The organism is Roseibacterium elongatum DSM 19469 (assembly GCF_000590925.1).
Lineage (GTDB): Bacteria > Pseudomonadota > Alphaproteobacteria > Rhodobacterales > Rhodobacteraceae > Roseibacterium > Roseibacterium elongatum.
In genome coordinates, this window is the sequence record NZ_CP004372.1 from 764845 (window position 1) to 777071 (window position 12227).

The window sequence follows — 12227 nt, forward strand, 5'->3', positions numbered from 1 at the left end:
CGTCACAGCGCGAATAATCGCCCGGGGCCACCGTTATCGGCGGTGACACCGGTCACTTTCGACATGTGCCACAACAACGCCTGGTTCGACGTGACCACAGGCAACCCTGTCGCGCGCTCGGCCTCGTCAAGAATGCCGAAACTGCGCAGGTTGGTGCAACTGGCAAAGATCGCGTCAGCGCCGCTCTGCCCCGCCTGTGTGAGGGCCGCCAGCGTCGAAGCTTCGGAAATCCGTGCGACGGTCCAATCCTCTTTCTGTTCAAACGACCGCACCGTGATCGTGTCGATTCCGTGATCGCGCAGGATCGCGCGGATCGGGGCATTGACCTCGGCCACATAGGGCGTGACGAGGGCGATACGGCGCGCATTCAGGGCCTGTAGCGCCGCGATGACCGCCGTGATCGGGTTGGTGACCGGCGTGGCGGGATGGCGCGATTGCACCAGTTCCCGCACCCGGTCGGGGCCGATGACCGTCGCCCCCGAGGTGCAGGCATAGCCGATCGCGTCAAGGCCGGCGGGAAGCCGGCCCGCCGTGTCGGGCAGTTGCGCCTCCATCAGGCGCAAGGTGTCCGGCGTGACCAAGGCATGTGCGGGGATACGCGCATGATAAAGCGCCAGGCCCGGACGATGCAGCACGGCGCGCGCCTCGACCTCCAGCGTCTCATCGGTGCTGAGCACGATCAGGCCAAAACGCCCGCGCGTGCCCGCGCCGCCGTCGGTTTCATATGGCAAGGCGTCGCTCATCCGATCACCGGCAAGTCAGGCGGCGTGCGTGCGCTCAGCAACTCGACGCCATCTTCGGTCAGCAACACGTTCTCTTCGTGCACCATCATCTTGCCCGCTGCGATTTCCAGGCTGGGTTCCAGCGTCAAAACCATCCCCGGTCTCAGGATCGTGTCATCATGCGGCGCGAGTGAGGGCCATTCGGTCAGTTGCATGCCCAGTCCATGCCCCAGGCGCCCGACCGCCGAGGCATGGCCCAGGCTCTGCGCCATCACGGCATGAAGCGCCGCCGCGGTCATGCCGGGACGCAGCGCGGCAAGGGCAGCCTCGGTCGCTGCGAAAAGCCGTGCGTGGGCGTCCATCGCCCTTGGGCTGGCGTGAGCGATGGCCCAGTTTCGGTCGAAATCGCAGAAATACCCCAGCTTGCTGGCACCGGTGTCCAGCATCAGGATGTCACCTTCGGCGAGGGGACGGCCCGAGGGTGGCGAGATCACATCCCCATAGCCCCCCTGATCGGCCGCGCCAACGAGATAGGGCACCTCCTCGGCCCCGTCCTGCAACAGCGCGATGCGGAAGGCGCGAAAAGCCGCCTCCAACGGCTGACCGATGTGAAACAGCTCGGGCGCGCGCGCGAAGGCACGGCTGCCGATGGTGCAGATATCGCGCAGCGCCTGTTGCTCGGCCGGCGACTTGATCATGCGCAATCCCCGGATGAGTGGGGTGGCATCGACCCAGTCGGCCCGCAGCGAGGCCCGCAGCGCCTCGAATTCGGCCAGCGGCATGCGCAACGCGGACTCAGCGCCCATTGGCATTCCGATGGTTCCGACCCCGGCCAGAGCCTGGCGCAGGATCGGGATATGCGGTGCATCGGGGGCCGGGCTGTCGAACGGGCGGATATCCGTCAGCCCGGTTGCGGCCATCAACGCCACCCCGATTGTGGGAATGATCGCGATGGGCTGCCCACGGGCGGGCAAAACCAGAAACCATGGCCGTGTCGGGCTTTGCCAGAACGCTGTTCGAAAGCCTGTGAAATAGCGCAGTTCGGCCTCGGTCGTCACCAGCAGGGCGTCGATACCCGCCCGTGCCATGCCGTCCTGCGCGCGGGCCACGCGCTGCGCGTATTCCTCGGGCGCGAAATCAGGCATCGACAGGCCCCTCGGACAGGTAGATCAGCACCCGCGCGTCGGGGCCCAGCCCCAACAGGTCCCGCGGCGCATGGAGCACCCCGGCAAACCCCGCCCCGCCCGAGGGCGACGTCGCCATGCCAAAGGGGGCCAGTCGTGCGATGGCCGCCGCGCATTCCGCATCCGTCACCGTCATGAAGGCATCGGCGGTCTGAGCCAGGGATTTCAGGGCCATGTGCGAGGGGTCCTTGCAATCGAGGCGGCCCATTATGCTGACCGGCCCGGCGGCATGGGTGGGCGCGCCGGCCGCGATCGAGGCCATCAGCGTCCTGGCCGCCTCGGGCTCGACCACGGTGATCCTGGGTGCTTCCCCCCAAACGCGACGCGCATGGGCCGCACAGGCCGCAGCCAACCCGCCAACCCCGGCCTGCAGGAAGATATGCGTCGGCGGCGACGGAATCTGGCGCGCCGCCTCGGCCGCCATGACGAGGTACCCTTCCATGACGCCATGCCCGACCTGATACCCCTCCCAGGTGGAATCGGACAAAAGCGTCCATCCCTCGACCTGCGCGCGCGCCGCCGCCGCGTCCATCGAGGCCGCGTAATCCGCCCCTTCGATCACGACGTCGGCCCCCTTGGCCCGCAGATGATCGGCAAAGGCCGGTGGCACCGTCTCGGACAGGTAAATCACCGCCAGCGCCCCGAACACGCGGGCGCCGGCCGCCAGTGACACCCCGTGATTGCCCGCCGAGGCCGCGACATAGGTACGGCCGGCCAGCGCCGTGGCCGGGTCATTCCCCATCACGGCGGCGGCGTCGCGGGCAATGACATGGGCGGCCCCAAGGGCCTTGAAGCTGCCAAGCCCCATGCGCGCGCGTTCATCCTTGACGTGGAGCGCCCTGAGGCCGATCCCCGCGGCAAGGCGATCCATCGCCACCAGTGGCGTTTCGGCATGAGCAGGACACCGGGCCAAAAGCGTCTCGACGCCGGTCGGATCATCGGCCACATCCCCCGGAATGGCGGCCAGACCTGGCGGCAGCGCCGCGCCGCGCCACGGGTTCATCAAAAACGTCATGTTGCCCTCGAAGCGATATCGCCTCACCCTGACGCGGTTGTCATCGATTGCAAGCACATGCATCGTTGCATATGCAATGAGCATGTGGCAACAGATGCCCGGTACACGTCACAATGATCGCGAGGCCCCGAGATGACTGACCAGACCACGCCGCGCCCGATGGTACAGGATCAACGCAGCCAGGGCACACATCCCGGCTATATGCCGGGCTTTGGCAACGATTTCGAGACCGAGGCCCTTCCCGACGCCCTGCCGCAAGGGATGAACAGCCCGCAGAAGTGCAACTACGGCCTTTATGGCGAACAATTGTCGGGCACGGCCTTTACCGCGCCCAGCCATCAGAACGAGCGCACCTGGTGCTATCGCATCCGGCCATCGGTCAAGCATTCGCGCCGGTTCGAAAAGATCGACCTGCCCTATTGGAATACCGCGCCTTGCGTCGACCCTGACGTGATCTCGCTGGGTCAGTACCGCTGGGACCCGGTGCCCCATTCGGACGAACGGCTGACGTGGCTGACGGGCATGCGCACCATGACCACCGCGGGCGATGTGAACACGCAGGTCGGCATGGCTTCGCATATCTACCTGGTGACCGCCTCGATGGTGGATGACTATTTCTACTCCGCCGACAGCGAGATCCTGATCGTTCCACAGGAAGGGCGGCTGCGATTCTATACCGAGTTGGGGATCATCGACCTTGCCCCGCAAGAGATCGCGATCATTCCGCGTGGGCTGCTCTATCGGGTCGAGGTGATCGACGGCCCTGCGCGCGGTTTCGTCTGCGAGAATTACGGCCAAAAGTTCGAGCTGCCGGGGCGCGGGCCCATCGGGGCGAACTGCATGGCCAACCGGCGCGATTTCAAGACGCCCGTCGCCGCGTTCGAGGATCGCGAGGTGCCGTCCACTGTGACGGTGAAATGGTGTGGCCAGTTCCACCGCACCGCGATCGGGCATTCGCCGCTCGACGTGGTCGCGTGGCACGGCAACTACGCGCCGGTGAAATACGACCTGACAACCTATTGCCCGGTCGGCGCCGTCCTTTTCGACCACCCCGACCCGTCGATCTTTACCGTGCTGACCGCGCCCTCGGGCGTGCCGGGCACGGCGAATATCGATTTCGTGCTGTTCCGCGAACGCTGGATGGTGGCCGAGGATACGTTCCGCCCGCCCTGGTATCACAAGAACATCATGTCCGAACTGATGGGCAATATCTATGGCCAGTACGACGCCAAGCCCCAAGGTTTCGTTCCCGGCGGCATGAGCCTGCACAACATGATGCTTCCCCACGGCCCCGACCGCGACGCGTTCGAGGGGGCGTCGAATGCCGAACTGGCCCCGCACAAGCTGGACAACACCATGTCCTTCATGTTCGAAACCCGCTTTCCCCAGCACCTGACCCGCTTTGCTGCGACCGAGGCGCCCTTGCAGGACGATTACATCGACTGCTGGACATCGCTGGAGAAAAAGTTCGACGGTACGCCGGGCAAGAAATGACGCGAGGGATCACATGACCGAAGGCGCAACTGATCGGCTGGTTCTGCTGGGCACCAAGGGCGGCCCCGCGATCCGTCCCGGTGGACCGATGCCCACCGCATCGCTGTTGCAGATCGGCGGGCGGCTGTGCGTGATCGATTGCGGGTTGGGCGTGACCAAGGGGTTGGTCGAGGCGGGCGTGTCGCTGAAATCGCTCGACCTGATCTTAATCACGCATCTGCATTCCGATCATGTGCTGGAACTTGGGCCTCTGCTGCACACGGCCTGGACGACCGGCTTGGCCACGCCCGTCACGGTCTTCGGCCCCAAGGGCACGCAGGCGGTGTGGGACGGCTTCTGCGCCTCGCTGGCCTATGACATCGACCTGCGCATCGAGGATGAAGGCCGACCCGATCTGCGCAAGCTGGCACATGTTGTGGAATATGCCGAGGGACCCTTGCCCGTTAACGGCCTGTCGGTGCGCGCCTTGCGTGTCGATCATCCTCCTGTCACCGACTGTTTCGCGCTGCGGTTCGACAGCGCGCGCTGGTCGGTCACCTTTTCGTCCGACACCTGCCATTTCCCGCCGCTGGCTGACTTCGCCAAGGGCACCGATATCCTGATCCACGAGGCGATGCTCGCGGCCGGTGTCGACCGTCTGGTCGCGAAAACGGGCAACGGCGCCCGCCTGAAAGAGCATATCGTCCGCAGCCACACCGAGGCGCGCGATGCCGCCCGCATTGCGCAGACTGCGGGCGCCGGGCGGCTGGTCTTGCACCATCTGGTGCCCGCCGATGACCCCGGCATCAGCGACGCCGATTGGCACGCCTCCATGGCCGGCCATTTCGATGGCCCGATCGAGATCGGGCATGACGGCATGGAACTGCGACCCCAACCACAGACACAGCCAGCGATGTGACGCGCACGCGAGGAAAGAGGAAAAGACATGGCCAAGGCCTTTGCCAGTGCAGGCGACATGACCGAGAAGACGATCTCCTTCGATCAGATCGGTGACGGGCTCTATGCCTTCACCGCCGAGGGGGACCCGAACACCGGCGTCATCATCGGCGACGACAGCGTCATGATCGTCGAGGCGCAGGCGACACCACGGCTGGCCCGCAAGGTCATCGAGTGCGTGCGCAGCGTGACCGACAAGCCGATCAGCCACCTTGTCCTGACGCATTATCACGCCGTGCGGGTGCTGGGTGCCTCGGCCTATGGGGCGGATCAGGTCATCATGTCGGACGCCGCCCGCGGCATGGTGGTCGAACGGGGGCAGGAAGACTGGGACAGCGAGTTCGCCCGCTTTCCCCGCCTGTTCGAAGGGCACGAGGAAATCCCCGGCCTGACCTACCCCACCACCACCTTTTCCGAGGCGATGACCGTCTATCTGGGCAATCGGCGGGTCGATATCATGAAGCTCGGGCGCGCCCACACCGCCGGCGACGCGGTGATCTGGGTGCCCGACGACGAGGTGATGTTCACCGGCGACATCGTCGAATATCATTCGGCCTGCTATTGCGGCGACGGGCATCTGACCGAATGGGGCGACACGCTGGACAATATCGCTTCCTTCCAGCCGCGTGCGATTGCACCGGGCCGGGGCGACGCGCTTGTCGGCGATGCGATGGTGTCGGCCGCGATCGCGTCGACCCGTGACTTCGTGGAAAGCACATATGCGCCAGCCGCGCGCGTTGCGGCCAGGGGCGGGTCGCTCAAGGAGGCCTGGGACGCCGTGCGCGCCGCCTGCGACCCGAAATTCAGCGACTTCGCGATCTACGAGCATTGCCTGCCCTTCAACGTCGCCCGCGCCTATGACGAGGCACGCGGCATCGAAACACCCCGCATCTGGACCGCGGACCGCGACGCGCAGATGTGGGCGGACCTGCAGGGATAAGGAGCCGTAAGGTGAGCGCGAAATCGGCCCATCCCTACGCCCTGATGGCGCTGAACAACGCCTGGGCCAATGCGCGCCTGTACCATGCGTTGACGGACCTGCCCGAGGCCGATTTCACAGCGCCCGCACCGGGGTTTTTCCCGTCGCTCTGCCAGACGCTGAACCATATCCACGAGGTCGATCTCTATTACCTCGATGCCTTGGAAGCGGGCGGGATGGGCCGTGGCGTGTATGACCGCGATCCGGTCACCAATCCCGCCGCCCTGGGGGCCTTGCAAGGGGCGGCCGATCTGCGGCTGGCGCGGTTCTGTCACGGACTGACGGACGCGACCCTTGGCGAGCATCGGGTGACCGAACGCCGCGACGGCCCCGTCGAGGAACGGGTGGACGCCCTGCTGCTGCACCTGTTCCAGCACCAGATTCACCATCGGGGACAGGCGCATGTGCAGGTGCAATCGCTCGGCGTGGCCCCGCCGCAACTGGACGAATTCCACCTCGTCCATGACCGCCACCCCAGCGCACACGAGTATCACGGATGAGCCGGTTCGGCCCCACCCGTGGCGAGGTCAAGCTGCGCCTGGCCATCAGTCTGGCGGGACTGGTCCTGTTGGCTCTGGCCTATGCGACAAACGGGATCGGCGGCATCGCGTCACTTGAGATCGGGTTGATCTCAGGCGCATTCTTTGGAGGGTCGGCCATCTGGTCGGGACGGCAACTTTGGACATCGCGCAAAAGGTAGCGGAGGCAACATGGGCACTGGACAGGTGATACGATGGGTAACGATGGGTGTGGTGGTCCTGCTTTGGGCGGGGATGATGCTCCGAACGCTGTCCGTGCTGCGCGAGCGCGCCGCGCAACGGACAGGCGACGATACCCCGCCGATGGGAGAGGCGCTGCGCGAGGCCGGTCCATGGCTGAAAGACCCCGAGTATCGATCCGAACGCAAGACCCTGTTGTTTCTCAGCGTGGCCTTGCTGGTGATGGTGGCGACGCAGGCCTTCGTGCAGGAGGGGTAAGCGATGCCCTATGACTACCAGCCCTTTCCCTATGTTCCCCCGCCGGGTCTGCAGGGCCCCGAGCCGCGGCACCCGGTCGTGATCGTGGGGGCGGGGCCGATCGGCCTTGCTGCCGCGCTGGACCTTGCCGGGCATGGGATCGCCTCGGTCGTGCTGGACGACAACAATGTCGTGTCCGTGGGCAGCCGCGCGATCTGCTGGTCGAAAAGGTCGCTGGAAATCCTCGACCGGCTGGGGGTGGGCGCGCGCATCGCGGCCAAGGGCGTCACCTGGAAGATCGGGCGCACATTTCACGGCGAAGAAGAGATCTTCAACTTCGATCTTCTGCCGGAAGACGGGCACAAGATGCCGGCCTTCGTGAACCTGCAGCAATACTATGTCGAGCAGTTTCTTGTAGAAGAATGCCGGGCCAATGACCTTGTCGATCTGCGTTTCAAGAACACGGTGACCGGACTTGGTCAGACCGAGGATGGCGTTCAGGTCGAGATCGACACCCCGGACGGCTCCTATGCACTGGTCGCCGACTACCTGCTGGCCTGTGACGGGGCAAAGTCGCCGATCCGGGGCATGATGGGCCTCGATTTCGAGGGAGAGTTGTTCGAGGAACGCTTTCTCATCGCCGATATCGAGATGACAGCCGATTTCCCGAGCGAGCGGTGGTTCTGGTTCGAGCCGCCCTTTCACGCCGGTCAATCGGCCCTTCTGCACAAGCAGCCGGACAACATCTATCGCATCGACCTGCAACTGGGCTGGGACGCCGACCCCGAGGCCGAGCGTCAACCCGAGGTCGTCATCCCGCGCATAGAGCGGGTTGTCGGCCATGCGGATTTCCGCCTCGACTGGGTCAGCGTCTACACGTTCCAATGCCGCCGCCTTGCGCGCTTTGTCCATGACCGGGTGATTTTCGTGGGCGACAGCGCCCATGTCGTCAGCCCCTTCGGCGCGCGTGGGGGCAATGGCGGCCTGCAGGATGTCGATGCGCTCGGCTGGCGTCTGGCCGCCGTACTCAAGGGGGACAGCCCGGCCGAGCTGCTGGAAGGTTATGACCGGGAACGCACCTTCGGGGCCGATGAAAACATCCGCAATTCAGCGCGCACGACGCGGTTCATGACGCCGCGCGCGGGGGCCGAGCGGCTGTTTCGCGATCAGGTGCTTGCCCTTGCCGGCAAAGTCGCCTTTGCGCGTCCGCTGGTCAACTCCGGCCGTCTGTCGCGGCCCTGCATCTACCCGATGCCCGATGCACCCGATGCGCCGACCCTGCCCGTCGGCGCGTGCCCGGGCAGCGTTGCGCCGGATGCCCCCATGGGCAATGGCTGGCTGATGGACCGCCTTGGCGGCAAGGTGACCCTGTTGCTGATCAATACGGACATCGCCGATCTCGACGGTATCGATAGCTTGCACCTGCCCGGCACGCCGGAGGTGCGGGCGCGCTATCTGGGCGACGCCGAAAGCGCCGTCTACCTGATCCGGCCGGATCAGATCGTGGCGGCCCGCTGGACCGCCGCCGATGCCAACGCCATCCGCGCCGAGGTCTCGAAACTGCTGGGGACGCGCGCATGAGCCTGATCACGACCCCGAACATCGAGGACCCCGACGGGTTCTATGCTGCCCTGCTGGCTGCCCATGAGGGGCTGGACGAGGCGCAGTCCAATGCACTCAACGCACAACTCATCCTGATCCTGACCAACCATATCGGCGACATGGAGGTCTTGCAGGCCGCGTTCGCCCTCGCGCGCGAGGGCACGACCTGAGCCGCAGCGCCTTGGCTTTTGACGTCCGGCGCGCCACATAGGCGGCGATGACAGATTTCATCTACAGCCCCCCCGACACGCCACTGGACATCCTGCACGAGGATGCGGCGCTGATCCTCGTGAACAAACCGGCGGGCCTGTTGTCGGTGCCCGGTCGGGGCGCGCACCTGTCCGACTGCCTGATGTCGCGCCTGCAGGCGGCCTTCCCCGAGGCGTTGCTGGTCCACCGCCTCGATATGGATACGTCCGGTGTGATGGTCTTTGCCCGCAGCCCGGCGGCCCAACGCCATCTCGGCCTGCAATTCGAGCGGCGGCATGTGAAAAAGACCTACCATGCGCGCGTCTGGGGCGCGGTGGCGGAAAAGACGGGCACCGTCGATCTGCCCCTGATCGTGGATTGGCCCAACCGTCCGAAACAGCATGTCGATTTCGAAAACGGCAAACCCGCCAAAACCGATTGGCGCGTCGTCCGGCACGAAGATGGCACCACCCGCATTCGCCTGTTTCCGTTGACGGGACGCTCACATCAACTGCGCGTTCACATGAAGGAACTCGGTCACCCGATCCTGGGCGACCCGTTCTATGCCGAGGGGCCGGCCCGAGATTTCCCGCGCCTCATGCTCCATGCCGAAAGCCTGAAACTACGGCATCCCGAGGGCGGGGTGGGCATGCTGTTTCGCGCAGCCGTGCCGTTCTAAGCGCGGCTGCGATGAGTTTTTCCGAAACGGCCCCGCCGGCGGGATCATCCCGACAGGGCCGCATGAATGCGAGGGTTCAGTCCCAGTCGCTGACGGCCTTGACCTCCATGAACTCGTGCAGTCCGAACACCCCGCCTTCGCGCCCGTTGCCCGACTGTTTGTAGCCGCCGAACGGGCTGCCCTGCCCGAAGCCCTTGCCATTGCCCTCGACCATGCCCGAGCGCAAGCGGCGCGCGACGCGGCGCAATTTGTCCTTGTCGCCGGTCTGGATGTAATTCGTCAGGCCGTAATCGGTGTCATTGGCGATGCGCACGGCATCCTCTTCGCTGTCGAAGGGCATGATCGACAGGACCGGGCCAAAGATCTCCTCGCGGTAGATCGACATGTCCGGGGTGACATCGGCAAACACCGTGGGGCGGATGAAATAGCCGCGGTTCAGATGCTCGGGCCGTCCGGTTCCGCCCGCGATCAGGCGCGCGCCTTCGTCGATGCCTTTCTGGATCAGGTCCTGGATCTTTTCATACTGGGTCTCGCTGACCGCAGGGCCGATATGACGCCCCTCTTCGCTCGACGGGCCGACCTCGACCTTGGCGGCGGCCTCGGCGGCCTGTTCGACCGCCTCGTCATAGCGCGACCGCTCGACCAGCATCCGGGTGGGCGCATTGCAGCTTTGGCCGGTGTTGCGGAAACAACGGATCACACCCTGCTTGACCGCTTTTTCATTGGCATCGGCAAAGATGATGTTGGCACCCTTGCCACCCAGTTCCAGGCTGACGCGCTTGATCGTGTCGGCGGCCGCCTTTGAGATCAGGCGCCCCGCGCGGGTCGAGCCGGTGAAGCTGACCATGTCGATCTCGGGATGCGCGGACAGGGTGCTGCCCACGCCGGGCCCGTCCCCGTTCACGAGGTTGAACACCCCCGCGGGCACCCCGGCCTCGTCCACCATCTCGGCAAAGAGCAGACCGGAAAGTGGCGCGATTTCCGAGGGCTTCAGCACCATCGTGCAGCCAGCCAGAAGGGCCGGCGCGACCTTGAGCGTGATCTGGTTCATCGGCCAGTTCCACGGCGTGATCAGCGCGCACACGCCGATCGGCTCATGCAGGATGCGCTCGCCCGGTGCCCAGTCGCCCAGGGGGCGGTCCCAGTCAAAGGCTTTTGCCGCCTTGATGAACCCGTCCAGATGCCATGCGCCCGCGCCCACCTGCTGTTGCCGCGCCAGGTCGATGGGGGCCCCCATCTCGAGGCTGATCGCCTGCGCCATATCCTCGGCACGTCGCTTGTAGATGTCCAGCAACCGCTCGACCGCGGCGATCCGCTCGGCCGGATCGGTGGCCGCCCAGCCCTCGAACGCGGCCGAGGCAGCGGCGACGGCGGCGTTCGTGTCTTCCTCTTCGCCAAGGCTGATCGTGGCGCAGACCTCTTCGGTGGCGGGGTTGATGACCGGGAAGTCCTTGGGCCGGATCGGCGCGACCCATTGGCCGTTGATGTAGAAATCTGTGCTGTTGGGCATGCTTGTCTCCCTTGTCCTTGGCGCGAACCTGTCACCGCCGCGCGCCGGCCGCAAGCCGGGTTGACCGCGACCGCCCGTTTCGGCATCGGCCGGCATGCAGGATGGGCGGGCCGATTTCGCAGGTGCGGCATTATGCACATCCTTTTCTGGAACGATTCCAGATCGAGCCCCGTGCAACCGTCACATCGCGTACCTATACTAGCGTTTGACAGTGGTAACAAACAGGAGGCCCACCGTGGCACTGCGTATCAACGATACCTTTCCGGATCTTACCGTCGAAACCGATCAGGGCACGATCTCGATGCATGACTACATCGGCGACCAGTGGATGATCCTGTTCTCGCACCCCAAGGATTTCACGCCGGTCTGCACGACCGAGTTCGGTGCCGTCGCGCAGCTGGCCGATGAATGGGCCAAGCGCAACACCAAGGTCATCGGCCTGTCCGTCGATGCCGTGGCCGAGCACAAGGAATGGAAGGCCGATATCGAAAGCTATGCCGGCACGGACGCGGCCTTTCCGATCATTGCCGACGAGTCGCTGGAGGTGTCCAAGGCGCTCGATATGCTGCCGGCCGAGGCCTACCTGCCCGACGGTCGCACCGCCGCCGACTCGGCCAGTGTGCGCGTCGTCTTCATCGTCTCGCCCGACAAGAAGGTGCAGTTGATGATGTCCTACCCGATGTCGGTGGGCCGCAACTTTGCCGAGGTGCTGCGCGCCCTCGATGCGCTGCAGGCGACCTATCAAACGCCGATCGCCACGCCCGCCAACTGGGTGCATGGCCAAGACGTGATCGTGGCCCTGTCGCTGGACGATGAGGCTGCCAAGGCCAAGTTCGGCGAAATCGACGCCAAGCTGCCCTATCTGCGCATGACGAAAATGCCGGGCTGACCCCGGATCGCCGGGCCTGCGCGCAGGGCGCGGGCCCGCCAGACCACAAAAGGCTCCCGATTGGGGGTCCTT

The 12227-nt window shown here is 65.3% G+C and carries 14 protein-coding genes; 10 read left to right on the forward strand and 4 right to left on the reverse strand.

What is annotated here, in order from left to right; genetic code table 11:
- Positions 1 to 2: 2 nt before the first annotated feature.
- The 3 genes from ROSELON_RS03675 to ROSELON_RS03685 are packed head-to-tail and all read right to left on the reverse strand — an operon-like array spanning position 3 to position 2921.
- Complete coding sequence (locus ROSELON_RS03675) at positions 3 to 743, reverse strand: maleate cis-trans isomerase family protein (RefSeq protein ID WP_038650138.1); 741 nt, start codon at positions 741 to 743, stop codon at positions 3 to 5.
- Positions 740 to 1867 (reverse strand): M24 family metallopeptidase, encoded by a 1128-nt coding sequence (locus tag ROSELON_RS03680; protein ID WP_038650141.1) that lies wholly within the window; start codon positions 1865 to 1867, stop codon positions 740 to 742. Before ROSELON_RS03680 ends, ROSELON_RS03675 begins: the two co-directional genes overlap by 4 nt.
- Positions 1860 to 2921, reverse strand: a complete 1062-nt coding sequence (locus ROSELON_RS03685) for a pyridoxal-phosphate dependent enzyme (protein WP_025311085.1) — start codon at positions 2919 to 2921, stop codon at positions 1860 to 1862. Before ROSELON_RS03685 ends, ROSELON_RS03680 begins: the two co-directional genes overlap by 8 nt.
- Before the next feature lie 132 nt (positions 2922 to 3053).
- Between ROSELON_RS03685 and hmgA the strand changes: the two genes are divergently transcribed.
- Genes hmgA through ROSELON_RS03730 form a run of 9 tightly spaced genes read left to right on the forward strand, consistent with a single transcriptional unit; the run spans position 3054 to position 9756 of the window.
- Positions 3054 to 4415: a homogentisate 1,2-dioxygenase gene (gene hmgA, locus ROSELON_RS03690; RefSeq protein WP_025311086.1), complete on the forward strand. Its 1362-nt coding sequence runs from the start codon at positions 3054 to 3056 to the stop codon at positions 4413 to 4415.
- A gap of 13 nt (positions 4416 to 4428) precedes the next feature.
- Positions 4429 to 5313 carry an MBL fold metallo-hydrolase gene (locus ROSELON_RS03695; RefSeq protein WP_025311087.1) on the forward strand — a complete coding sequence of 295 codons (885 nt, stop codon included), beginning with the start codon at positions 4429 to 4431 and terminating at the stop codon, positions 5311 to 5313.
- Between the two features lie 27 nt (positions 5314 to 5340).
- Positions 5341 to 6291: an MBL fold metallo-hydrolase gene (locus ROSELON_RS03700; RefSeq protein WP_025311088.1), complete on the forward strand. Its 951-nt coding sequence runs from the start codon at positions 5341 to 5343 to the stop codon at positions 6289 to 6291.
- A gap of 11 nt (positions 6292 to 6302) precedes the next feature.
- The gene (locus ROSELON_RS03705; RefSeq protein ID WP_025311089.1) at positions 6303 to 6830 is read left to right on the forward strand and encodes a DinB family protein; all 528 of its coding nucleotides are present in this window, start codon (positions 6303 to 6305) and stop codon (positions 6828 to 6830) included.
- Positions 6827 to 7030 (forward strand): hypothetical protein, encoded by a 204-nt coding sequence (locus ROSELON_RS03710; protein ID WP_025311090.1) that lies wholly within the window; start codon positions 6827 to 6829, stop codon positions 7028 to 7030. Before ROSELON_RS03705 ends, ROSELON_RS03710 begins: the two co-directional genes overlap by 4 nt.
- Positions 7031 to 7040: 10 nt before the next feature.
- A complete protein-coding gene (locus ROSELON_RS03715; RefSeq protein WP_156945784.1) occupies positions 7041 to 7307 on the forward strand; it encodes a hypothetical protein in 267 nt (88 codons plus the stop codon).
- 3 nt (positions 7308 to 7310) lie between these two features.
- The gene (locus tag ROSELON_RS03720) at positions 7311 to 8867 is read left to right on the forward strand and encodes an FAD-dependent oxidoreductase (RefSeq protein WP_025311092.1); all 1557 of its coding nucleotides are present in this window, start codon (positions 7311 to 7313) and stop codon (positions 8865 to 8867) included.
- Entirely contained in the window at positions 8864 to 9058 is a 195-nt protein-coding gene (locus ROSELON_RS03725) for a DUF2783 domain-containing protein (RefSeq protein WP_025311093.1), read from the forward strand. Before ROSELON_RS03720 ends, ROSELON_RS03725 begins: the two co-directional genes overlap by 4 nt.
- 47 nt (positions 9059 to 9105) lie before the next feature.
- Entirely contained in the window at positions 9106 to 9756 is a 651-nt protein-coding gene (locus ROSELON_RS03730) for an RluA family pseudouridine synthase (RefSeq protein ID WP_025311094.1), read from the forward strand.
- 76 nt (positions 9757 to 9832) lie between these two features.
- Here the strand turns inward: ROSELON_RS03730 and ROSELON_RS03735 are convergent, their stop codons facing one another.
- Positions 9833 to 11266, reverse strand: coding sequence for an aldehyde dehydrogenase family protein (locus ROSELON_RS03735; RefSeq protein ID WP_025311095.1), 1434 nt, complete (start codon positions 11264 to 11266; stop codon positions 9833 to 9835).
- A 235-nt stretch (positions 11267 to 11501) separates the two neighbouring features.
- On the opposite strand from ROSELON_RS03735, the gene ROSELON_RS03740 reads away from it, so the two are divergent.
- The gene (locus ROSELON_RS03740) at positions 11502 to 12155 is read left to right on the forward strand and encodes a peroxiredoxin (RefSeq protein ID WP_025311096.1); all 654 of its coding nucleotides are present in this window, start codon (positions 11502 to 11504) and stop codon (positions 12153 to 12155) included.
- The last annotated feature ends 72 nt before the right edge of the window (positions 12156 to 12227 follow it).

What these genes read in the sequence shown, in the direction of transcription:
- ROSELON_RS03675 (WP_038650138.1), bottom strand. Translation starts at nt 743, where the DNA reads ATGAGCGACGCCTTGCCATATGAAACCGACGGCGGCGCGGGCACGCGC.
- ROSELON_RS03680 (WP_038650141.1), bottom strand. Translation starts at nt 1,867, where the DNA reads ATGCCTGATTTCGCGCCCGAGGAATACGCGCAGCGCGTGGCCCGCGCG.
- ROSELON_RS03685 (WP_025311085.1), bottom strand. Translation starts at nt 2,921, where the DNA reads ATGACGTTTTTGATGAACCCGTGGCGCGGCGCGGCGCTGCCGCCAGGT.
- hmgA (WP_025311086.1), top strand. Translation starts at nt 3,054, where the DNA reads ATGACTGACCAGACCACGCCGCGCCCGATGGTACAGGATCAACGCAGC.
- ROSELON_RS03695 (WP_025311087.1), top strand. Translation starts at nt 4,429, where the DNA reads ATGACCGAAGGCGCAACTGATCGGCTGGTTCTGCTGGGCACCAAGGGC.
- ROSELON_RS03700 (WP_025311088.1), top strand. Translation starts at nt 5,341, where the DNA reads ATGGCCAAGGCCTTTGCCAGTGCAGGCGACATGACCGAGAAGACGATC.
- ROSELON_RS03710 (WP_025311090.1), top strand. Translation starts at nt 6,827, where the DNA reads ATGAGCCGGTTCGGCCCCACCCGTGGCGAGGTCAAGCTGCGCCTGGCC.
- ROSELON_RS03715 (WP_156945784.1), top strand. Translation starts at nt 7,041, where the DNA reads ATGGGCACTGGACAGGTGATACGATGGGTAACGATGGGTGTGGTGGTC.
- ROSELON_RS03720 (WP_025311092.1), top strand. Translation starts at nt 7,311, where the DNA reads ATGCCCTATGACTACCAGCCCTTTCCCTATGTTCCCCCGCCGGGTCTG.
- ROSELON_RS03725 (WP_025311093.1), top strand. Translation starts at nt 8,864, where the DNA reads ATGAGCCTGATCACGACCCCGAACATCGAGGACCCCGACGGGTTCTAT.
- ROSELON_RS03730 (WP_025311094.1), top strand. Translation starts at nt 9,106, where the DNA reads ATGACAGATTTCATCTACAGCCCCCCCGACACGCCACTGGACATCCTG.
- ROSELON_RS03735 (WP_025311095.1), bottom strand. Translation starts at nt 11,266, where the DNA reads ATGCCCAACAGCACAGATTTCTACATCAACGGCCAATGGGTCGCGCCG.